The organism is Labrys sp. F242, from assembly GCF_057813875.1.
In genome coordinates, this window is the sequence record NZ_JBVASG010000006.1 from 1 (window position 1) to 20,267 (window position 20,267).

Below are 20,267 nucleotides of genomic sequence, written 5' to 3' on the forward strand. Positions count from 1 at the left end.
GCCCCCTTTTGCGGATTTTTGCAAAATCGTCATGTGACCAAACCGGGACAGGACAGGAGCTGACCCGCATCCCTATCGAAACCTCATTGAAACACCCGATTTTCTGCATCTGGAGGCCCAATCAGGAATAATTTACCATATTGCGGCGCATCAAAGATTTCCTGCGCTCTGTGGATAAATTCCAGTCGAAGCCAGCCCGGCGCGCCAAATTCAGATCAGAATCGGCTCAGCTTCGGCAGAAAAATTTTCAGAATCTCATTTTGGGCGCCGCAGCGACCAGCAAACGGGTCATTTCGCTTTGCGGCGCCGCAACAAGCCGGCCGGGCGGGCCGGCCTCGACGATCCGCCCGGCATCCATCACGCAGAGCCGGTCGCACAAGGCCGCCATCACCGCCAGATCATGAGCGATGAACAAAAGCGCCGTGCCGGCACCCTCCCGTATGTCGAGCAACAAATTGAGGATCTGCGCCCTTACAGCCACGTCGAGCGCCGAGACCGGTTCATCCAGAATGATCAGGGCCGGATCCGTCGCCAGGGCCCGGGCGATGGCAACACGTTGGCGCTGGCCGCCGGACAGCTCATGAGGGAAACGGCCAAGCAGCCGTTCCGACAAACCGACCCGGTCCATCAACGCCAGGATACGTCGCCTCTCCTGTTCGCGTGACAGCGCGCGCCAGATCCGCAGGGGATCGCCGATGACGCGCCCGACCCGGGCGCGCGGATTGAAGGCGGCCAGCGGATCCTGGAACACCATCTGCAGCCGCGGCCTGATACGGCGCAGTGCCGTGCCGGCAAGATGCGTGATCTCGTGTCCTTCGAAACGGATGGAACCGGAATCGACCGGCTTCAGCCTCAGAATCGCCCGGGCCAGGCTAGTCTTGCCAGCCCCGGAGCCTCCCGCCAGGCCGACGATCTCGCCCGGCGCGATGGCCAGGTCCACGCCATTCAAGATGACGTGCCGGCCGCCCGGTCCGCGGACGCTGCTGTGCAGCGCCTCGACTTCAAGCAGGGTATCAGCCATGGCCGGCATCTCCGGTCGCCTGCGGGATCCTCACGGCAAAATTCGAGGGATCGATTTCGGCAAAACGGCGCGAGCGGGAAACTCCGGCTTCCCGATGCCCAAGTTCCTGATGCCCAAGTTCCTGATACCCAAGCTCCTGGTACCCAAGTTCCCGGCGGGTCTGCAACAAGGCCTTAAGATAAGGGTGGGCTGGCGCCCGGAACAGCCGTTCCGCCGGACCGGCCTCGACCAGGCGGCCCTGATAGAGCACAGCGACATCATCGGCCAATTGGGAGGCCAAAGCGATGTCATGGGTGACGAAGACCAGGGTGAGCCCACTTGCCGCCATCAGTGTGCGAAGCAGCTCGACGATGGCGTGCTGGGTGATCGAATCGAGTGCGCTGGTCGGTTCGTCCGCGATCAGCACGATGGGCTCGCTGACCAGCGCTGCGGCGAGGGCGATGCGCTGCTTCTGACCACCGGAAAACTGGTGGGGGTATTTACGGGATGCGGTGTCAGGCTCGGGCAAGGCCACCCGCTCGAGCCAGTCCCTCGCCAACGCCAGCGCGTCCGCGCGGCTTCCTCCCCGGCAGGCTCGGCGCGCCTCGGCAATCTGGTTGCCCACCCGGATCAGCGGATCGAGGCTCCCACCGGGATCCTGGAAGACCATGCCGATATCGCGTCCGGGACGCGGTTCAGACGCAAAGCCCGGCCGGGTCAACCTGCCGGTGCTCACCGCATTGGCCGGCAGAAGTCCCGCGAGGGCGGATGCCAAGGTCGACTTGCCAGATCCGCTTTCCCCCAGCAGGGCCAGATGCCGTCCGGCCTCGATGTCGAGGTCGATGCCCTGCAAGGCCGGCTGCATGCCGGCGCGATCGCGATAGGAGACGCCGAAGCCGCGGAGGGAGAAAAGCTTCATGCCGCCGGCTCCCTCACGCGCAGCGCCTTGGCATAACCCCGCCCCGTAAGATGGATCGCCAGCACCATCACAACGAGAGCGAGGCCCGGCACCAGCGACAGCGATGGTGCGCTGCGCAGCAGGGAACGCCCCTCGGCCACCATGCTGCCCCAGCTCGGCCTGTTGGGGTCGCCGAAACCGAGGAACGCCAGGGCAGCCTCGATCAGCACCGCCGCTGCCGCGATGATCGCCGCGAGCGAGATCACCGGCGGCAGGGCATTGGGCAGGATCTCCCGAAAGCCGATGGCGAGCGGATGCATGCCGGCAACCCGGGCCGAAGCAACGAAATCGCGTTCCCGCAGGGAACGAATTTCCGCCCTTGCGATGCGGGCTGGCTGAGGCCAGGCACCGGCGGCGATGGCCAGCACGATGGCCGGCAGGCTCGGCCCGGTCACGCTGATCAGCGCCATGGCCAGCAGGAAGGCCGGTACCGTCTGGAAGGCATCGCTCAGGCGCATCAATATGTCGTCGGTCCAGCCGCCGAGAAAACCGGCCAGCGTGCCGACGAGACAGCCGAGCAGAAGGGAGGCCAGCGACGAAGCAAGTGCCACGAGAAGCGTGGTGCGGCTGCCCCAGGCAAGCTCGGCGGCAATATCGCGCCCTAGGCGATCGGCCCCCAGGGGATGGGCTGCATCGGCGAAGGGCGGGAGCAGCGGCGGCGCGGTGATGGCAAGCGGATCGCCCGGAAAGATCACCGGCGCCGTCAGGGCAAGCACACCAAACACGGCGAGTAACAACAGGCCGACACGCCCCTCCCCGCTGCGCAGCATGGCCATCAGCATGGTCATGCGACCTGCTCGCTGGCGCCGATGCGCGGATCGAGCCAGGCCTGCACGAGATCGGCCAGCAGATTCATGACGATGACGACAACGGCGCTGAACAGCACCACGCCGAGCAGCAGCGGGGTATCGCGGCGGGAGACCGCCTCTGCCGCCAGGCGGCCGAAACCGGGGATGGCGAAGACGCTTTCCACCACCACGCTGCCACCCAGCAGGGAGGCGGACTGCAGGCCGAGCATGGTAACCACCGGCGCCAGAGCATTGCGGGCGACATGGTTCAGCGCCAGCCGCCAGCCGGAAACGCCGCGAGCCCTTGCGGCCCGGATGAAATCGGCATGCCAGACCTCCTCCATGCCATCCCGCAACAGGCGCAGGAACAGGGTCATGTAGAGCAGGCCGAGCGCACTGACGGGTAGCACCAGATGCCAGGCGATGTCCCTGGCCCGTTCCAGGCCCGCCTTGCCGGAAGCCATCGTCTCGAAGCCGCTGGCCGGGAGCCAGCGCAGCATCACGGAAAATACCAGGATCAGCACCAGGCTGAGCCAGAAGCCGGGCATGGCGTAGAGGGCGAGCGAGCTCAGCGACAGAATGCGATCCAGCCAGCCATTCGGGCGTTTACCCGCCAGGACGCCGAGCACGATGCCGAGCAGGAAAGCCAGCGCCAGCGCCGAGCCCATGGTGATCAGGGTCACCGGCAAGCGTTCGAGCAAAATGCCGAGCACAGGCCTTTGAAAGGCGGTCGACCAGCCGAAATCGCCCTGCGCCAGGGCCGACAGATAGGCCTTGAGCCGAAAGGCCGGCCCCTGGTCCAGCCCCCACTCGCTCCGCAGTTCGGCGATCCTCGCCGCATCGGCACCGCCGATACCGGCGACATAGGCATCGACGGCGTCGCCGGACGCCGATTCGAGCATGAAGAAAGCGCCGATGACAACCAAGAGCAGAACCACGACGGCCCCACCCAGGCGTCGAAGTAAGCGCGAGATCACGGGCGGCTATTCACGGCGCCATCTCCGGCAAGGCGGTATCCGCCCAGGACGACACCGCCCAGCGCGGATTGTTGGAGACATTCTGCAAATTCTCGCTGGCCACGGTGATGAAGGAGAATTCGGCGACGTTGATGAGCGCGAGATCATCCACCACCAATTTCTGGAACTGCTTATAGAGCTCCGCTCGCTTTTCGGGATCGATCTCGATCGCTGCCGCGGCGATCAGCGCATCGGTCTTGGGATTGGCGTAGCCATACTGGTTCGAGAAGGGCACTCCAGCCGGGATGCCGCTCTGGAACAGGATGGTGGTCGAGATCGCCGGGTCCTGGCGGTAGACCGGCGTTCCGACAGCCAGATCGAAGGCGTGGTCGGTATAGACGGCCTTCAAATGGGCCGGCGAATCGTTGGAGACAATCTCGGCATCGATACCGATCTTAGCCAAGGCCTGTCGCAGATAGGCACCGAACTGCACGGTCTCGTTGAAGAAGGGCGCCGGCAGCAGCTTGATATGGAAACGGACACCGTCCGCGCCCTTCTTGTAGCCGGCTTCGTCGAGCAGGGTCTCGGCCTTGGCCGGGTCGAATTCATAGCGCTCGACATCGGGGTTGTAGAAGGTCTTGTCGGTCTGCGGCACGGGACCCGTGGCTGCGGTGGCATAGCCGCGGAAGATCGCCTGCACCACGAAGCCCTTGTCGATCGCATGAGCGATGGCCTGGCGTACGCGCAGATCCGCCAGTTCCTTGCGGGTATGGTTGATCTCGACGATCATCTGATAGGTCAGGGCCTCGTAGCCATTGGCATAGACCTTGAGGCCCGGCACCTTGGAGATGCGGTCGAGATCGGCCAGCGGCACGGCCGAGAAAGCAGCAAGCTGGATCTCGCCGGCTTCGAGCGCCGCGCCGGCCGACTGCCGATCAGACAGCACCTTGAACAGGATCTCGTTGAAGTGCGGCTCGCCCTGGGCCCAGTAGGCCTCGTTGCGCTTGAGCAGATAATATTCGCCCGGCTTGTGCTCGGCGAATTTGAACGGCCCGGTGCCGATGAGCTTCTCATTGGCCGGGTTCTTCATGATGTCGCTACCGGCAAAGACATGCTTGGGCAGTACCGAGGTCAGAGCCGGCAGGCAGTTGCGAATAAGCTGGAAGGGCGTCGGCGCCGAAAAACGCAGGATCGCCGTCAGGGGATCGGGCGTATCGACGCTGTCGAGATCCTTGAACACAACGCGGCCGAGATTCTGCAGCTTCTTCCATACCTCCAGGGCGGAGAAGGCGACATCGGCGGAAGTGAAGGGCTTGCCGTCATGCCATTTGACATCGGGACGCAGCTTGAAGGTGACGGCCTTGCCGTCCGCCGCCCCCTCCCAAGACAAGGCAAGCTTCGGCGCCAGACCGTCCGGACCGTTGAAATCGGCCTCGGCCAAGGGCTCGATCACCTTGCTGGCGACGAAAAATACGCCGTTCGAAGCAACGATGGCAGGATTGAGATTGGTCGGCTCGGAATCGGCGGCAACGGTCAGGCGACCGGCCGGCACCTCGCCGGCTTGCAGGCGATGCGGCAATCCGAGCGCCAGGGCCATCCCGGCACTGGCAAGCAGGAAGGAGCGGCGATTAAGCAGGATCGGCATGTGCAACCTCCCGGGAGGAGCCCTTCGAATCAGCGTGATTGGATGACGCCCGCTCGAGAATGGCAAGCGCGGCATTGACCCCGGTGCCCGCATCGGCCGGCCAGCAGAGATGATTAAGGGCACCACCGAGCGCGGCTATGGCTGTCACGGCTAGCATCGGCTCGGCTGCCGGCCCCATGTGACCAATGCGCAGCACCTTGCCCGCCGTCTCGCCACGGCCGAGCGACAGCATTACGCCGAAGCGCTCCAGCAGCGTATCGCGCAAGCGGATGTCTGCCATGCCCACCGGCACGTGGAAGACCGTGGCGGAGGGCGCAGCGATCGCTTCGCGCGCCGGCCATAGCTTCAGGCCCAGGGCCTCCAGTCCAGCCCGCGCTGCTGCCGCCGTGCGGGCATGGCGGGCCCAGACCCGTTCGGGTCCTTCCTGGAGATAGAGATCGAGCGCCGCGTCGAGGCCATGAATCTCGGCCAGCGACGGCGTGACCGGGAACGCCCTCCCCACTTCGGCCGCCAGTTCCCAATCGAGCAAGGACAGGAAAGAAGCGCGCGGGGCATCCGGATTGGCCTTGATTTTCTCCCAGGCTCGGTCACTGACGGCGAGCAGGCTCAGGCCCGGCGTGGCCCCCAGGCATTTGGCGGCGGAGGTAACGAAAATGTCGATCGCCGCCTCTGCCGGGTGCACGTCCAGGCTGCCGAAAGAGGAAACGGCATCGGCGATGACATAGGCACCGTGCTCGCGGCCAAGGCGCCCGATTTCCGCCAGGGGATTGAGCGTGCCCGAGGGCGTGTCGTGATGGCAGACGGTGATGATCGAAATATCGGGGCGCGCCGCCAGCGCCTCACGCACCCGATCCGGGTCGATCGCCTCGTCGAACGGCACCGCGAGCTCGATCACCTCGCCGGCATAACGACGGGCCCACCCTGCATAGCCCTTGCCATAGACGCCCGAAACGAGGTTGAGCACGACGTCCTTGCGGCCGATCAGCGAGGCGGCGGCAGCCTCGAGCCCCAGCAGTGCGTCCCCCTGCAGGATCAAAGGCAGATTCGAAAGGCGCAAGGCAGCCTGCAGCTTGCCGACCACCGAGCGGTAGAATTGCTGGAAAGCGTGGTGCCCGTCATAGACGGCGGGCCGCGCCATGGCGCTGAGCACAGCCGGATAGGCCGTAACCGGCCCGGTCGTCAGCATGAAAGGCGGTGGTGCAAGCATGGAACAGTCCGAGTGAAAAACGATTTGATCGAATGCTAGCTTCGTGGCGCTTTGCCGACAACGCATGAATTACAGCGAGTTAACGCGCCTCAAAAGGAAATACATGTTAGTTGCGTTAAAAGTAGGACTGTCTCCGGCGTGACTGTTCTGCGTCAGTTATCATCCGGTTGTCTTGTCTTCGACACGATCCCGTTGTTTATGGCACCAGCAGAGTTATGCGAAGAGGCCCTCGGATGGGCCTCTTCGCATAACTCTGCAAATGCCCGATAACAAGCAAATCCCTTTTGATGGCGCCCGTGACACCATCAAAAGGGATTTGCTTGGCGGGACATGGCGCAACGACACGCTTCGGCAACCGGTTCGAAACCTTACCCAGACGGATGTGATGAAGAACAAGCTCGAATATGTTTGGCCGGTCATCGGGCTCGCCGCCGTCATTTTCTCGGTCTACCTCCTGTCCAAGGAACTCAAGGGCGTCGAAGTCGGCCAGGTCTGGCAGGCCGTGGTCGATCGTGGGCCGTGGATGATCCTGCTGGCTTTCGTCTCGACCACTTTGGCCTACGCCGCCCTGGCTTGGTACGACCGCATCGCCCTGATGCATGTCGGCAAGAAACTGTCCTGGCCGGTGGTCTCGATCGTCTCCTTCGTCGCCTATGCACTGGGGCACAATATCGGTGTGTCCGTTCTCTCTTCCGGCCTGGTGCGCTACCGAGCCTATTCCAAGATGGGGTTGAACGCGGCCGAGGTCGCCGTCGTCACGGCGTTCTGCGCCTTCACCTTCGCGTATGGCGCCGTGTTCCTCGGCGGCATCGTGCTGGTGGGCGAGCCCGAGCTGCTCTCGCGCCTGTTCCACTTCCCCACCAGCGCCGCCTTCATGCTGGGTCTGGCCATGCTCGGCTTCGTGCTGCTCTATCAGGCCGGCTCGATCCTGCATCTCAAGCCCCTGCGCATCCGCTCGCTGCAGATCGCCTATCCCAAGCCCACCATCGCCTTCCGGCAGCTCTTCGCCGCGCCGATCGAAATCATCGGCGCCGCCGGCATCATCTATTTCGCCCTGCCCGACTCGCTCAATCCCGGCTTCTTCATGGTGCTGGGCATGTTCCTGGCTTCGTTCTGCGCCGGGCTGATCTCGAACGCCCCGGGCGGTGTCGGCGTGTTCGAGGCCGTCTTCCTGCTGATCATGCTGCCGGCTGGCGCCAATCCGAGCGATCCGGCAGTGATCCAGTCCAAGGCCGAGATCATTGCGGCTCTGCTGATGTTCCGCCTGCTCTATCTGCTCATCCCGCTGGCAATCTCCTGCGTCATCGTGCTTTACACCGAGCGCCAGTCCCTTGGGGGTCTTCTCGGCTCGGTCGTCGGCGGCAAGGCGGTAGAGAGCAAGGAAGCTCCGCCGGCAATCAAGCTCGAAACCGTGCGCCAGGATCCGCCCCAGCATTCGTGAGCCTTGCGCGGCAAGCTGCGGATCGCAGCTTGCCGGACAGCCTTTCAGCTCAACACGAAATCGACGGGCTTGGGTGCCTCGGGCAGATCGGTCTCGCCGAGATCTTCCAGAATGTTGATTTCGATGGTCCGGCAGATCGCCATCACCGGCAGGCTGTTCGGCGTGGAGCCGAAAGGTGCCACCAGTTCGTCACCGAGCACGTCGAGACCGAAGAAGGTGTAGGACACGATGGCCGCGATCACCGGCGTCCACAACCCCATGCTGTCAGCCAGCCCGAAGGGCAGCAGGAAACAGAACAGATAGGCGGTGCGGTGCAGCAGCAGGGAATAGGCGAAGGGCAGCGGCGTCTGCTTGATGCGCTCGGCTGCGGTGAGATCGGCCGAGAGCGCCGAGATTCGTTCCTCGAGGATTTGCCCCATCTGGGCCGAGATCCGTGCCTTGTCGAGGACTTCGCCAACCAGGCGGCTCATCTGTAGCAGCAGACGATTCGGCCCATGCCGGCTTGTGGTGATGGCTGCGCGATCGGCCGGAGCGAGATGGCGCAGCGCCGCCTCGTCCGGTGCCTCGTCCCGCAAATGGCAGCGCACCAGATCGCAAAAGGCGATGGCGAGAAGCGCCAGCCGCCGCGCCGCCGCCGGCTCGGCGGCAAGATAGGCAAGGGCCTGGCGTGAAAGGCCCCTGGCATCGATCACCAGCGCCCCCAGGATCTTGCGCGCCTCCCACCAGCGGTCATAGCTCGCAGTGTTGCGAAATGCCGAGAAGATCGAGAGCGCCACGCCGATCAGGGAGAAGGGCAAGGCAGCGATCGGCGGCACATGGATGAAGCCGCGGGTTTCCAGCAGCGTCACCGCGACCGAAATCAGCACCACCACCAGCATTTGCGGCCAAATCTGCGGCACAATGGAGCCGCGCATGATGAAAAAGAGTTCCCATGCCTGCGGGTTTTTGCGAACGATCATAAAGGGGCGATCCGATGAGGGCCTGCGGCCGCATGTGGCACGCAGGACGGGTTGTGCCACAGCGCGAGAGCGACGTGAATTTTCTCGCCGCCGCATCGGGATGCCGTATTGTCGCGCCCGTCCGGCCCAGCAAGATTCCAAACATGTGCAGAATTGCAGTACCGGCTGCCTGATCTTGGCCGGCGTTTCAAAACAGGGAGAGACGATGCCGCAGCATCTGGGTGCAATCACACTGGTCGTCCGCGACTATGACGAGGCCAGGGATTGGTATGTCGGCAAGCTTGGCTTCGACGTGGTCGAGGACAGCGATCTCGGCGACGGCAAGCGCTGGCTGCTTGTTGCCCCGCCGGGCGCCGGCCAAACCCGCCTGCTGCTCGCCAAGGCCGCCTCTCCCACGCAGACGGAGGCTATCGGCAATCAGACGGGCGGCCGCGTCTTCCTGTTTCTCAACACCGACGATTTCTGGCGCGATCATCGCCTCTATCTTGCGCGTGGCGTGCGATTTCACGAGGAGCCACGGGTGGAGGCCTATGGCACCGTTGCTGTTTTCGAGGACCTGTACGGCAATCTCTGGGACCTGCTGCAACTGGCGGCCCCGGCGTGAGATGCCGCGGCGGACATCGCGACGACGATCTTTTCATCCTTTAGGCGTCTTGGTGTCTGATCGCACACTGCCCTCTCTCCGCCTCGCGCGGAGAGCAAATGCGGTTGACGATGACCGCGAGATCATTTAAGTTAGCGTTCGTTCACTAACTTAAATGATCTCGAGCAAGCCAGCGGGACAGGACCATGACCTCTCCTACGCCGTCACAGACCAAGGCTTTCTCCACCGGATTGCTGGCCTATGGGCTCGCGAGCATCGTGCTCGCCTTGTTCTACTGGGGCGTCTATCTCTACATCGACAGCCTGCCCTGCCGCGAACTCCTGTGCAATTTCGAATGGATTCTGCTCTTCTTCGGCCCGATCGTGGCGGTGTTTCTGGTGGCACCGCTCACCAATTTCGGGCTCCTCCTGTGGGAGCGTCGGCGCTCGTCGAGCGTCTGGCCGTTGCTGCGCCTCGCCTTCAGCGCGATCGGCGCCGGCTTCTCGGCCCTGGTCGCGGCGACCTTCACCATCCAATTGGCGCGGCGCGGCATGGCCATGATCGATCTGTCGCCCCAGAGCCTGATCTTTGCCGTGATCTTCCTGACCGCGACCTGGCTCAACCTGCGCTGCGCCGAGGCCATCCTGCGCAAGGGTGGCATCTGTCCGTGGCGCCGTCGACGGACGACTTCGTCCGGTCATTGGAACGACGCAATCGGCTGAGATTGATGAATCCGGGTTCGCGCCGGCAGGATGCGCGAGCCTGAGGGGGAATCATCGATGCGCAATGCCGTCCGAATCACTCTGGCCGCCACAATCATCGGAAGCGCAGCTGCCCTTCCGAGCCTGGCCCGCGCCGAAGTGAACGCAGCGACCAGCCCCGCCTCGGCAAGCCGCCCTTTCAAGGCCACGACCATCGCACGTTTCGATACGCCCTGGGCTATCGCTTTCCTGCCCGACGGGCGCATGCTGGTCACGGAAAAGGGCGGGCGGCTATTCCTGGTGACGCCGGCGGGCGCCAAGACCGAGGTCGCCGGCGTTCCACGTGCGCAGGTCGGAGGCCAGAACGGCCTGCTCGACATTGCCGCTTCGCCCGGCTTTGCGCGAGATGGCCTGGTCTATCTCAGCTATGTCGAGCCGAGCTCGGGCGGCGGCACTCTCGCTTTGGCGCGGGCCAAGCTGACCGAAGCAGACGGAAAGGCGCGCCTGAGCGATCTTGACGTGATCTGGCGTGCTTCGCCGAAGGGCGGCGGCGGCCAGCCCGGCGGCATCATCGCCTTCGACCCCGACGGGCGCCACCTCTTCCTCAGTTCCGGCGACCGCATGGAGCCGGAAACGGCTCAGAACGCCGACAGCAATCTCGGCAAGATCCTCCGGCTCAATCTCGACGGTTCCGCGCCCGCCGACAATCCGATGGCGGCCCAGGGCGGCGTCAGGGCGCAGATCTGGAGCCTCGGCCATCGCAATCCCTATGGCCTGGCCTTCGCCCCCGATGGCAGCCTGTGGGAAAACGAGATGGGGCCGCGCGGCGGCGACGAGCTCAATCTGATCCGCCGGGGGTTGAATTATGGCTGGCCCGTCGTCTCCAACGGCGACAATTACAGCGGCGTTCCCATCCCCCGCTACCGGACCAGGCCGGAATTCGAAGCCCCAGTCGTCTACTGGACCCCGATCATCGCCCCCGCGGGCCTGGCCTTCCATTCGGGCAAGCTGTTTCCGCAATGGCGGGGTTCGGCCTTCATCGGCGCGCTCGGGGGCGAAGCGCTGGTGCGCATCGCCTTCGATGGCAAGAACGGGGCGCGCCAGGCAGATCGCTGGGACATGGGCGCCCGCATCCGTGACGTCGCCGTCGATCGCGATGGCGCGCTCTGGCTGATCGAGGACGATTCAGACGGACGTCTGCTGCGCCTGACGCCGGCAAAATAACGAATGATCAGCCGGTGAAGTCTGCCAGCGGCACATGCGCCGCCGCCTCGCGCGGCAGGCATCCGCTCAGGCGCGGATCGGCGCAGACCTCCACCTCGAAGGCGAAGGGCACGAAGCCCGAACGGCGGTAGAAGCCAAGTGCTCCAGGATGATCGAAAGTGCAGGTATGGACCCACAGCCGCTCGATCGGCCTCGCCCAGGCCTTGGCCAGAGCCTGGTCCATCAGGAAACGGCCGGCCCCCTGCCCGATGGCTTGCTGCACCAGGCCGAAAAAGGCCAGTTCGCACTGTCCCTGTTGACGGAAATCCAATTCGAGCAAGCCAAGTTGCTGCTTGCGCCCGCCGAGCACGTAGACTTCGACATCGGGGTGCTCCAGAATCGCCCTGAGTTCGGCGTCCGGCATGGCCAGGCGCGAAAACCACAGCCAGTCCTCGCCGACGGCCCGATAGAGGGCACGGTAGTCGGCCAGTTCAGGCTTCTCGATCCGCTCCAGGGTCAGCGGCCGTTCGAGCGGCTTGGCCGGCTTCGGCCTGGGCCTTTGCCGCATCTCGAGACAGGTGACCACATTGGCAAGCATGCCGGGCGGCACGCTGGAATAGCCGGCGGGAAGAACGGGAGTGGAGGAGGTCATGGAACCGAACAATGCTGACGTGTTTTGTGATCTCAATGAATCACTTCAAATCACAAAGATACGTCGAAGCAAAGAGCTGGAATAAGGAGGCCATTCCACCAAGTTGCGCTTTGCTCTCCGAATCTTCCGGCTTCAATCCTTCTCCACCGTGTTGACCTCGGACTGCGAGCCGTCACGCCAGGTGACCTGCACGCTGATCGACTTGGTATTGCCGGGCACCTTCAGATAGGTCTTGGCATTGTTGGGGATCGAATAGGGATCCTTCATATTGCAGACTGGCAGGTCGAAGCGGGTCAGGGGCGGCGCGCCATTGAGGCCATAGCGCACCTCGGTGACGGCGCAGCGATAGCTTACCATCGTGGTGAAATAGACCAGCACGCCGTTGAAGTCGCGAAACTCCACCCAGCTGCCCTGGATCGAGGTGAGATTGCGGCGCTGGTCTTCGTAGAGCGCGATATCCGGGTCGAATCGAATCGAGAAGGGACCGACATCGGCTCCGTCGATGCTGCGATAGCGCACCTGGACAATACCAGCCTGGGCGCGTGGCGACATCGAGAAGGACGGATTGGGCATGCGGCCACCCGTGCGCTGGTCGAGAACGTCGAGCAGGCCGGTCTCCTTGAATTCGCCAGCCTCGCCGATGCGGTACGACAGGGCTGTCGCCGGCTCGGGCAGGGACAATGTCACAGTCCAGCCGGCATTGGAGCGCGAGAAGCTGGCGATGGGTGCGCGGCCGATGGGCTGCATCAGTTGGCTCGGCTTGATATCCGGACTGACCAAGGCCAGTTGCTGGCCCGTCGCTGCGCCGCCTTGCTGGACGTTCAGCGCCTTGGCCGGATCGGTCGTGGGCGGATTGGCCGGGTGCTGCAGGGCGATCTTGGCGTCCTTGCCGCCGATGGTGACGCCCGGGCCGAGCTTCACACCGGGCCCGATGGAGACGCCCTTGCCGGCCTCGGTCCGTCCGACCGTGTTGATCTCGGTGGGAATATTCGGGCCCGCCCGTCCGGCCTGGCTGGCCATCGCGACCTGCTGGCCGGGCTCCGTTGCGGTACCGGCCGCATCCGACAGCACGACGTCGCCGATGACCTGGTCGTAATAGGCAGGCGTCTGGTCATGGCCGACACTGGCCGCCAGAGCGCGCACATCGACCTGTGTTTTCTTGGCAATCTCGACCAGGGTCTGGCCGGGCTTCGACAATTCGCCGAGGAAACTGCGAGTGAACACGGAATTGGGGTTGCCATCCTGGTCCGACAGCCGATCGAGCGCCTCCTGCTTGGCTCCCGCCGACATCAAGACAAAGACGCCCTCCGGCGCGTCGACACGGGCAAGGCCACGGGTCGCCGATGCCGAACGCGAGCGGTCATTGGCGAAGGGATTGTTGCGGCAGGCATCCAGCACCAGCACGGCAACGCCGGCTCCCCTGTCCCGGATCCCGTCGACCACGCGCTCCACCGAAAAGGAAGCGTCGCGGATGAGGTCCTGCTGGTTGGCCTGGACGGAAGGCACGTCGGTGGGCAGCAGATAATTGGTACCGCCGATCTCGAAGCCATGGCCGGCATAGTAGAACAGCGCCCGGTCGCCGGGCTGGATATCGGCGTTGAAGGCGACGAGAGCCCGGCTCATGCCGCGCTGATCGGCATTTTCGACCCGCCTCACCACATAGCCGAGCTTTTCGAGCTGGTCCGCGATGGCGCGGGCGTCCGAGACCGCCTTCTGGAGAGACGTGACATTGGCGTAGGAATTATTGCCGATGACCAGCGCGAGATTACGCGCCATGGCAGCCTCGGCCGCGCACAAGCCGAGCGCGAGCGATAGAACCAGACCAGTGAAGAAGCGTGCCGAGCGCCGCATGATACCCTCGAAACCGGCAGGATCAGTCAGGCGTCGCCGGCCGCGCCTTTATAATTCGCTTGGCGGTAGAAGGCACGATGTTTGCAAGCCGAACCGTGCCTTTGCGCACTTCAACCGCCTTCCGCACTGCGCCTGCAGGGGATGCAGGCGCTCGTCCTAGGCGCTCATCTTGCCATTCGCACCGCGTCGACTTCCCTTAAGTCATACGGCTTCTGATCGAGCGAGAGAACAACTCCCCCTACTAAAGATTGATTTGAACGCCTCCGAAAGACTCCTTCGCCCTCCTCGCCCGCAAAGTAAAATTCTGCGATAAATCAATAAATCATAACTCAACTACTGAAACATTCCGTCCAATTCAGAGGAAGCAAGGCATGCTGACGAAGCCATCTATTGTTCAGCATTCAGGTCAGTGGTCGACCGTGGAGCCGTTCGAGGAATGCCGGCGCCTGCTTCACAAAGCCGCCTTCTCGATGCAGCACCCTCTGGCCAGCCATCCACTGTTTTCGATCGACGCCTTGGCGAGTGTGGCGGAGGAAGCGGCCGAGCGCCCGGGCGACCTCTACTGGGATGCGGGCGACCTTTCGATCACCGACAAATGGGGCTCGGTCCCCAAGCCGGACATGACGGTGCGCCAGGTCATCGACCGGATCGAGACGGCCGGCGCCTGGATGGTGCTGAAGCATATCGAAATCGATCCCCGCTATAAGAAGCTGCTGGACGAGTTCGACGACTTCATCCGCCAGATTGCCGGCCCCGAAGGTTCCAAGCTGCTCAGCAACACCGAAATGCTGATATTCATCACCTCACCGCGGCGCAAGACCCCTTATCACTTCGATGCCGAGGTCAACGTCCTCACCCAGATTCATGGCACCAAGGACATCTGGGTCTGCGATCCGATGGATCGGAGCATCACCACCGAGGATGAACTCGAGCGTTATTACGCGGTGACGACCACGGCGGGCACCTTCAAGCCGGAAGCCGAGCGGAAGGCCCGCAAGATCACCCTTCAGCCCGGCGACGCTGTGCATATTCCCACGCATGGCGCGCATTGGCTGCAGAACCATGACAATATTTCGGTCAGCCTGTCGCTCAATCTCGAATTTCCGAATTGGAAGTACAAGGACGTCTACCGGGCCAATTATTATTTGCGCCGCATGGGCCTGAAGCCCCGTTCGCCCGGCCACTCGGCGATCGTCGACCGCTCGAAGGCCGCCACTATCGGCTGCGTCCGCCAGGTCAAGAAGCTGGTTGGTCGCTGAGGCAAGGCTCTCGTCCCACCTTGTCCCGCAGGGCCTCGCCCTGACGACGCCCGGCCGCGAGATCAGCGGAGCAAAGAGGCCCCCCGCCGGCCGATCCGATATACCGTTGCCGGCGGTATGTTGGCGAAGGCCCGGCCGATCCGAATCGCGCGCAAGCCGAGGCTTTCGAGCATCGGCCCCGACACGGGGCACCGGGCGCCATAGGTGAATTGATAGAACACTCCACCGGGACGCAGCGTCTCGAAGGCGCCAGCCAGTATGGCCTGAACCTTGTCCTTGGGCAGATTGAGGAGTGGCAGCCCGCTAACCACTGCGCCGACCATCGGCCCGGTGAAGAGGCCGAGCGTACCGAGGCTGGCGGCATCCTCTCGCAGCACGCGCGCCAGGGGAAAGCGCGAACGCAGCAGTTCGACGAAATCGGTGCCAAGCTCCAGCAGCGTAAGATCGTCCTCCTTGACGCCCCGGGCCAGCAGCGCGCGGGTGAAGACGCCTGTCCCCGGTCCCAGTTCGACGACGGGTCCCGAGGAGGGCGTGATCTCGCGGGTGATCAGTTCGGCAAGGGCGGGCCCCGAAGGCGCGACGGCACCCACACTGAGGGGATCTGAACTCAAGGCCCGCAAGAAGGGCAACACGTCGCGTAGGGTCATGCCATCGTCCGCACATGATCGAGACCACATGGAAGACCGCGGCTGAAGCACGCTCCACGCATCCACCGAAACGGATACAGCCTCGATCGCGCATGCACCGCCGGGCCTGTCGCAAAGTCGGGACGCGAAACGCGACTCAACCTTCGCCGGCAGGCACGACCATTTTGCCCGGCTGCATTGAGCCAGCATTGCAACCGTTCGACGGCTGCCAAAAAAGGGAGTTTATACGCTGATCGAGGCCGAGCCTGTCGGGCCGGCCTTGGCCCCCGCCGCTACAGGGCCCTCACGCGATCGCCCAGGACCTTGCGGGCCACTTCATATTTGGCCCGCGCCTCCTTGATCGCCACATCGAGCTTGTCGAGGGCCTTTTCCTGTTCCAGCATCTTCTGCGAATAGAGCCGGGCGAGGTCGGACCCCTGCGGCGCCGATTTCAGGTTTTCGCGGATGCGTTCCTGATCCTGGGTAATACCGTCGCGCTGTTCTTCGAGGCGGGCGGTGGCGGCCTGCGCCTCGTCGCTCACCTTGGCAGCCTCGGCAACCGTGGCAAGCCGGGCCTTGGTCTCGGCGTCGAGATCGGGCGCGGCCATCAGGGCCTGGACGCGCTCGCCCGTGACATCGGCAATCGCCATCGCCTCGACCACCGGCCGCTCAAGCGTGACCTTGTATTGCTTGGACTTGCCCGCCTCGACATCGAAGCGGATACGATAGGCCTGCCCGGCGATGGTCGCCTCCTCGGCCTTGGGCTCCACCAGGGTCCAATCGGCGACCCGCGGCTGCTCCACCACCATATGGCGCAGTTCACCGGCGCCATTCTTGACGCGATAGGTCGTGGTCTGGCGCAGGCGGCTCTCGACACTGAGCGTGCCGTCGACCACCTTGATCTTGGTGATCGCCTTGGCCGAACTCGACTCCGAGTCAACAAGCACCTTCTGGTCGGCGCCAAAGCCGATCAGACGGAAATCGCCGGTGGGCAGCAGCGGGAATTGCGCCTCGCCCGAAAACAGCGGCCCAGCATCGGCAGCTTCGTAAATGGTGGCGGACCCCGCCGGCAGCGAGGTGGTGGCGTCATTCTTCAAGGTCAGCGCCTGCCAGGGATTGCGGCTGCCGCCCTGATACCAGGCCACGGCCTGCGAGGGCATTTTGAGATCGACGAAGGGAATGGTGAGGCTTTCGCCCGAGCCAACGCTCACCAGCTTCGACAGGGTGAAGCTGGCACCGGCTGTGTTCTCCTCGGCGGCGCTGCCGGCTTCCTGCGGCTCGGCCATCCTGAATTCCTGCGCGCCGCCTCCCTGGCCGAGAAAAGCCTGGTTCTTGCGGAGCCGCGCGGACGGTGCGATCGGGGCGGGTGCAGCAGCAGGGGCCGGTGCCAAATCATACATGGGCTGGTCGATGCCTGCGCTGCCCGATGCCTTTAGTTCCAGGGCCTGCTGCCCGGCATCGGTGCGCGGCAATGCCGTCCGGCTCACCGGCGGCGCGATGGTCTGGCGCGTGACGTAATAGGGATCGTAGAGCGCCTGGCGGAAGGTAACCGGCGAGGCCGAGGACAAGGTCACCTCGACATCCTTCCAGGGATTGCCCGTCATGTTCTCCAGCACGACCCAGCCTTGCAGGCGCGCCCTGTCCTCGCTGGCCTTGGGCAGCGTCAGGCGATAGGCCGCCTTCCATACCGGGGCTTCCGCGACATAGCCGATGCGCACGGTGCGCTTGCCGCCCTCGGCGAGCTGGATGGAAATGTCGCGGCCGGAACGGTCCTGCGCCGTGCGCAGGGCCTTCAACGCCGTCTCGACCTGTTCGCCCAACCGCGCATCCTTGAACTCCAGCCCTTCGGCCTCTTCCAGGATGAACTGCTCGATCGCCACGCCCGAGAATACGGAGACGCGGGTGCGCGTCATGGTAGCGCCGTCCTTGCCGGTCACCGTCTCCGTCTGCACGCTGGCGATGCGCCCTTCGAGCTTGCGTGGGCCGGAAAGCTTGATCTCGGCTCCCTTCAGCGCCCCGATCAAGGCCGGCATGCTGTCGAGGTCGGATTTGGCGAAAGGCAGGGAGGCGAAGGTCTCGTCTGCACCGGCCTTGCCAGGCAGAGTGGCCGAGCCGGTGCCGGCCGGATCGAGAATCAGCACGCTCTTGAGAATGTCGTCGACCTGGTCGAGCCGGGCGCGCAGGGTCAGCGTCTCCTTGCCGGTGACTTCGGCGGCATATTCGAAATAGCCCATGCCCCCCGTGCCGAGCACGGCACGCTTGAGGACGAGTTCGGCGGCTTCGGCAGTACCGGTGAGCATGGTGGTGGCCATCAGGACAAGAAGAAGGGGGGAACGCATGAAAAGCCCTCTAAAGCGTTTTGCAATAGGACTGAACCATCAGGTATCGCAAAGACGCGCTAGCCAATCCATTGATTGGCTTGGAAACAAGGAGTTGAGAGCAAACAAGCGTCCAGCCCTGAACGCGCTTTGCTCTAAGAGATCGGCGACGGGTCTCGGTGCTGTTGTAGCAGCTTTACGGCTTATCCGAGGTGTATCGGGGGTTACAGACGAGTGCAACCGGGGTGGGTCGATCTCCAGATCGACCATCTTGGAAACGCAGCGTGTGAAAGAGGATGAAGGTGGTCGATCTGGAGATCGACCCACCAAGTCCGTTCGCCGTGGTTGACATCTTCCACCTCGCTTCATATGAACTGTTATATTATAACATTTCACGACCAGGACGGACGGACGGACAGTCCGCCTCTTTGCCCCTACGGAGATCACGATGCGTTCGATGATGTTTGCCGCCGTCCTGCTGGCTGCAGCAGCGATCATGCCCCACCCGGCCGCGGCCGCCGAGAAGATCAAGGTCGTCGCTGCGGAGAATTTTTACGGCGACCTCGCCAGCCAGATCGGGGGCGACCATATCGAGATCACCTCCATTCTTTCCAATCCCGAGGACGACCCGCATCTGTTCGAATCGAGTCCTTCCACCGCACGCGCCCTCTCGACCGCTGCGATCGTCGTCTATAATGGCGCCGACTACGATCCGTGGATGGACAAGCTGCTTTCCGCCTCTGCCAAACCTGATCGCAAGGCGATCGTCGCCGCAGAGCTGACCGGGCATAAGGCAGGTGATAATCCCCATCTCTGGTACGACCTGAAGACGTTCCCTGCCGTGGCCACGGCACTCGCGGCCGAGCTCGAAAAGCGCGACGCCACCCATGCCGCCGACTACAAGGCCAATCTCGCCAAGTTCGAAGCCTCCTTCTCCGAGTTGACGAAACAGGTCGATGCGATCAAGACCAAGTATAAGGACACGCAAGTGACCGCCACCGAGCCGGTTTTCGGCTATATGGCGGATGCCCTTGGCCTCAAGATGCTCAACCAGGATTTCCAGACCGCGATCATGAATGACAGCGAGCCGAGCCCCAGCCAGGTCGCCGCCTTCGAGAACAGTCTCAAGGATGGTTCGGCCAAGATCCTGTTCTATAACAATCAGGTCACCGACGAGACCACGAAGCGGCTCCTGCAGATCGCCCGGGATCACAAGGTTGCGGTGGTCGGCGTCACCGAAACCATGCCGGCAGGAACGGCGATCCAGGCCTGGTTCGACGGACAGCTCGGCCAGGTGGATCTGGCCCTTTCCGGTTTGACGCAGTGAGTGCTGTCGGATTCGAAAAAGTCAGCCTGACCCTCGGGAGGCGCCGGATCCTGTCCAGCGTCTCCTTTTCCATTGCCGAAGGCCGGTTCGTCGGCCTGCTCGGTCCCAATGGCGCCGGCAAGACCACGCTGATGCGCGCCGTGCTCGGCCTGGTCAGCCCGCAGGCCGGACGGATCAGTGTGCTCGGCGAAGCACCGCGGCGCGGCAATCCCAAAATCGGCTATATGCCGCAGATGCGCCGCAGCGCAGCCCAGCTCGGCCTCAGCGGCTACGAACTCGTGCTCGGCGCCATCGAAGGCACCCGTTGGGGGTGGCCGTTTGCCTCCGCGGCCGACAAGGAAGCGGCCTGGGCCGCAATCGAGCGTGTCGGCGCCGCCGATCTCGCCCGCCGGCCGATCTCCCAGCTTTCCGGCGGTGAGCGCCAGCGCCTGCTGATCGCCCAGGCCCTGATCGGCGAGCCCAGGCTCCTGCTGATGGACGAGCCGCTGGCCAGCCTCGACCCCGCCCACCAGCGCGGCATCGTCGAACTGATCAAGGAGGTCGCTTCAGAGCGCGGCATCGCGGTGCTGTTCTGCGCCCATGAGATCAACCCGCTGCTCAACGCCGTCGACCAGGTGCTCTACCTGGGCCATGGCCGCGCCGCGATCGGCACCGTCGACGAGGTCGTCAACCGCCATGTCCTGTCCGATCTCTACCGTACCCCCATCCATGTCGCCCGCGTGAATGGCCGCATCTTCGTGATGGCCGAGGAAGGCGAGCTGGAAAGCCATGTGCATGATGAGTGAAGCCCGGT

General features: G+C 63.8%; 18 protein-coding genes. 7 read left to right on the forward strand and 11 right to left on the reverse strand.

Annotated elements, in window-relative coordinates; genetic code table 11:
- Positions 1 to 247: 247 nt before the first annotated feature.
- Genes ACZYTC_RS28335 through ppaT form a run of 6 tightly spaced genes read right to left on the reverse strand, consistent with a single transcriptional unit; the run spans position 248 to position 6,554 of the window.
- Positions 248 to 1,021, reverse strand: coding sequence for an ABC transporter ATP-binding protein (locus tag ACZYTC_RS28335; protein ID WP_488991109.1), 774 nt, complete (start codon positions 1,019 to 1,021; stop codon positions 248 to 250).
- Positions 1,014 to 1,919 (reverse strand): ABC transporter ATP-binding protein, encoded by a 906-nt coding sequence (locus ACZYTC_RS28340; protein WP_488991110.1) that lies wholly within the window; start codon positions 1,917 to 1,919, stop codon positions 1,014 to 1,016. The genes ACZYTC_RS28335 and ACZYTC_RS28340 overlap by 8 nt, the downstream gene beginning before the upstream one ends.
- Positions 1,916 to 2,746, reverse strand: a complete 831-nt coding sequence (locus tag ACZYTC_RS28345) for an ABC transporter permease (protein WP_488991111.1) — start codon at positions 2,744 to 2,746, stop codon at positions 1,916 to 1,918. The genes ACZYTC_RS28340 and ACZYTC_RS28345 overlap by 4 nt, the downstream gene beginning before the upstream one ends.
- Positions 2,743 to 3,723 carry an ABC transporter permease gene (locus ACZYTC_RS28350; protein WP_488991112.1) on the reverse strand — a complete coding sequence of 327 codons (981 nt, stop codon included), beginning with the start codon at positions 3,721 to 3,723 and terminating at the stop codon, positions 2,743 to 2,745. The genes ACZYTC_RS28345 and ACZYTC_RS28350 overlap by 4 nt, the downstream gene beginning before the upstream one ends.
- A gap of 10 nt (positions 3,724 to 3,733) precedes the next feature.
- Positions 3,734 to 5,347 carry an ABC transporter substrate-binding protein gene (locus ACZYTC_RS28355; protein WP_488991113.1) on the reverse strand — a complete coding sequence of 538 codons (1,614 nt, stop codon included), beginning with the start codon at positions 5,345 to 5,347 and terminating at the stop codon, positions 3,734 to 3,736.
- On the reverse strand, positions 5,331 to 6,554 hold the full coding sequence (gene ppaT, locus ACZYTC_RS28360; protein WP_488991114.1) for a pyridoxamine--pyruvate transaminase: 1,224 nt from the start codon (positions 6,552 to 6,554) through the stop codon (positions 5,331 to 5,333). Before ppaT ends, ACZYTC_RS28355 begins: the two co-directional genes overlap by 17 nt.
- Before the next feature lie 385 nt (positions 6,555 to 6,939).
- On the opposite strand from ppaT, the gene ACZYTC_RS28365 reads away from it, so the two are divergent.
- A complete protein-coding gene (locus ACZYTC_RS28365) occupies positions 6,940 to 7,995 on the forward strand; it encodes a lysylphosphatidylglycerol synthase domain-containing protein (RefSeq protein WP_434959773.1) in 1,056 nt (351 codons plus the stop codon).
- 44 nt (positions 7,996 to 8,039) lie between these two features.
- Here ACZYTC_RS28365 and ACZYTC_RS28370 read toward each other — a convergent pair whose 3' ends face one another.
- On the reverse strand, positions 8,040 to 9,050 hold the full coding sequence (locus ACZYTC_RS28370; protein ID WP_454819015.1) for a bestrophin family protein: 1,011 nt from the start codon (positions 9,048 to 9,050) through the stop codon (positions 8,040 to 8,042).
- Between the two features lie 109 nt (positions 9,051 to 9,159).
- On the opposite strand from ACZYTC_RS28370, the gene ACZYTC_RS28375 reads away from it, so the two are divergent.
- From ACZYTC_RS28375 to ACZYTC_RS28385, 3 genes are all read left to right on the forward strand, one after another.
- Positions 9,160 to 9,558 carry a VOC family protein gene (locus ACZYTC_RS28375; protein ID WP_434959775.1) on the forward strand — a complete coding sequence of 133 codons (399 nt, stop codon included), beginning with the start codon at positions 9,160 to 9,162 and terminating at the stop codon, positions 9,556 to 9,558.
- 185 nt (positions 9,559 to 9,743) lie between these two features.
- On the forward strand, positions 9,744 to 10,259 hold the full coding sequence (locus ACZYTC_RS28380; RefSeq protein WP_434959776.1) for a hypothetical protein: 516 nt from the start codon (positions 9,744 to 9,746) through the stop codon (positions 10,257 to 10,259).
- A gap of 57 nt (positions 10,260 to 10,316) precedes the next feature.
- Complete coding sequence (locus ACZYTC_RS28385; RefSeq protein WP_488991115.1) at positions 10,317 to 11,462, forward strand: PQQ-dependent sugar dehydrogenase; 1,146 nt, start codon at positions 10,317 to 10,319, stop codon at positions 11,460 to 11,462.
- A 7-nt stretch (positions 11,463 to 11,469) separates the two neighbouring features.
- Here the strand turns inward: ACZYTC_RS28385 and ACZYTC_RS28390 are convergent, their stop codons facing one another.
- Both ACZYTC_RS28390 and ACZYTC_RS28395 read right to left on the reverse strand, forming a co-directional pair.
- Positions 11,470 to 12,093, reverse strand: a complete 624-nt coding sequence (locus tag ACZYTC_RS28390) for a GNAT family N-acetyltransferase (RefSeq protein WP_434959778.1) — start codon at positions 12,091 to 12,093, stop codon at positions 11,470 to 11,472.
- A 132-nt stretch (positions 12,094 to 12,225) separates the two neighbouring features.
- Positions 12,226 to 13,944 (reverse strand): caspase family protein, encoded by a 1,719-nt coding sequence (locus ACZYTC_RS28395; RefSeq protein ID WP_441771477.1) that lies wholly within the window; start codon positions 13,942 to 13,944, stop codon positions 12,226 to 12,228.
- Between the two features lie 371 nt (positions 13,945 to 14,315).
- On the opposite strand from ACZYTC_RS28395, the gene ACZYTC_RS28400 reads away from it, so the two are divergent.
- Positions 14,316 to 15,203 carry a cupin-like domain-containing protein gene (locus ACZYTC_RS28400; RefSeq protein WP_434959780.1) on the forward strand — a complete coding sequence of 296 codons (888 nt, stop codon included), beginning with the start codon at positions 14,316 to 14,318 and terminating at the stop codon, positions 15,201 to 15,203.
- 62 nt (positions 15,204 to 15,265) lie between these two features.
- On the opposite strand, the gene ACZYTC_RS28405 is transcribed toward ACZYTC_RS28400, so the two are convergent.
- Together ACZYTC_RS28405 and ACZYTC_RS28410 are read right to left on the reverse strand one after the other, a co-directional pair.
- Complete coding sequence (locus tag ACZYTC_RS28405) at positions 15,266 to 15,850, reverse strand: class I SAM-dependent methyltransferase (RefSeq protein ID WP_488991116.1); 585 nt, start codon at positions 15,848 to 15,850, stop codon at positions 15,266 to 15,268.
- Positions 15,851 to 16,122: 272 nt separating this feature from the next.
- Complete coding sequence (locus ACZYTC_RS28410) at positions 16,123 to 18,168, reverse strand: DUF4139 domain-containing protein (protein ID WP_488991117.1); 2,046 nt, start codon at positions 18,166 to 18,168, stop codon at positions 16,123 to 16,125.
- Positions 18,169 to 18,595: 427 nt separating this feature from the next.
- On the opposite strand from ACZYTC_RS28410, the gene ACZYTC_RS28415 reads away from it, so the two are divergent.
- Positions 18,596 to 19,474, forward strand: coding sequence for a metal ABC transporter solute-binding protein, Zn/Mn family (locus tag ACZYTC_RS28415; RefSeq protein WP_441771480.1), 879 nt, complete (start codon positions 18,596 to 18,598; stop codon positions 19,472 to 19,474).
- The gene (locus tag ACZYTC_RS28420) at positions 19,471 to 20,259 is read left to right on the forward strand and encodes a metal ABC transporter ATP-binding protein (protein ID WP_441771481.1); all 789 of its coding nucleotides are present in this window, start codon (positions 19,471 to 19,473) and stop codon (positions 20,257 to 20,259) included. Before ACZYTC_RS28415 ends, ACZYTC_RS28420 begins: the two co-directional genes overlap by 4 nt.
- Positions 20,260 to 20,267 lie beyond the last annotated feature (8 nt).

What these genes read in the sequence shown, in the direction of transcription:
- ACZYTC_RS28405 (WP_488991116.1), bottom strand. Translation starts at nt 15,850, where the DNA reads ATGACCCTACGCGACGTGTTGCCCTTCTTGCGGGCCTTGAGTTCAGAT.
- ACZYTC_RS28410 (WP_488991117.1), bottom strand. Translation starts at nt 18,168, where the DNA reads ATGCGTTCCCCCCTTCTTCTTGTCCTGATGGCCACCACCATGCTCACC.
- ppaT (WP_488991114.1), bottom strand. Translation starts at nt 6,554, where the DNA reads ATGCTTGCACCACCGCCTTTCATGCTGACGACCGGGCCGGTTACGGCC.
- ACZYTC_RS28365 (WP_434959773.1), top strand. Translation starts at nt 6,940, where the DNA reads ATGAAGAACAAGCTCGAATATGTTTGGCCGGTCATCGGGCTCGCCGCC.
- ACZYTC_RS28395 (WP_441771477.1), bottom strand. Translation starts at nt 13,944, where the DNA reads ATGCGGCGCTCGGCACGCTTCTTCACTGGTCTGGTTCTATCGCTCGCG.
- ACZYTC_RS28380 (WP_434959776.1), top strand. Translation starts at nt 9,744, where the DNA reads ATGACCTCTCCTACGCCGTCACAGACCAAGGCTTTCTCCACCGGATTG.
- ACZYTC_RS28340 (WP_488991110.1), bottom strand. Translation starts at nt 1,919, where the DNA reads ATGAAGCTTTTCTCCCTCCGCGGCTTCGGCGTCTCCTATCGCGATCGC.
- ACZYTC_RS28415 (WP_441771480.1), top strand. Translation starts at nt 18,596, where the DNA reads ATGCGTTCGATGATGTTTGCCGCCGTCCTGCTGGCTGCAGCAGCGATC.
- ACZYTC_RS28375 (WP_434959775.1), top strand. Translation starts at nt 9,160, where the DNA reads ATGCCGCAGCATCTGGGTGCAATCACACTGGTCGTCCGCGACTATGAC.
- ACZYTC_RS28335 (WP_488991109.1), bottom strand. Translation starts at nt 1,021, where the DNA reads ATGGCTGATACCCTGCTTGAAGTCGAGGCGCTGCACAGCAGCGTCCGC.
- ACZYTC_RS28355 (WP_488991113.1), bottom strand. Translation starts at nt 5,347, where the DNA reads ATGCCGATCCTGCTTAATCGCCGCTCCTTCCTGCTTGCCAGTGCCGGG.
- ACZYTC_RS28385 (WP_488991115.1), top strand. Translation starts at nt 10,317, where the DNA reads ATGCGCAATGCCGTCCGAATCACTCTGGCCGCCACAATCATCGGAAGC.
- ACZYTC_RS28390 (WP_434959778.1), bottom strand. Translation starts at nt 12,093, where the DNA reads ATGACCTCCTCCACTCCCGTTCTTCCCGCCGGCTATTCCAGCGTGCCG.
- ACZYTC_RS28370 (WP_454819015.1), bottom strand. Translation starts at nt 9,050, where the DNA reads ATGCGGCGGCGAGAAAATTCACGTCGCTCTCGCGCTGTGGCACAACCC.
- ACZYTC_RS28400 (WP_434959780.1), top strand. Translation starts at nt 14,316, where the DNA reads ATGCTGACGAAGCCATCTATTGTTCAGCATTCAGGTCAGTGGTCGACC.
- ACZYTC_RS28345 (WP_488991111.1), bottom strand. Translation starts at nt 2,746, where the DNA reads ATGACCATGCTGATGGCCATGCTGCGCAGCGGGGAGGGGCGTGTCGGC.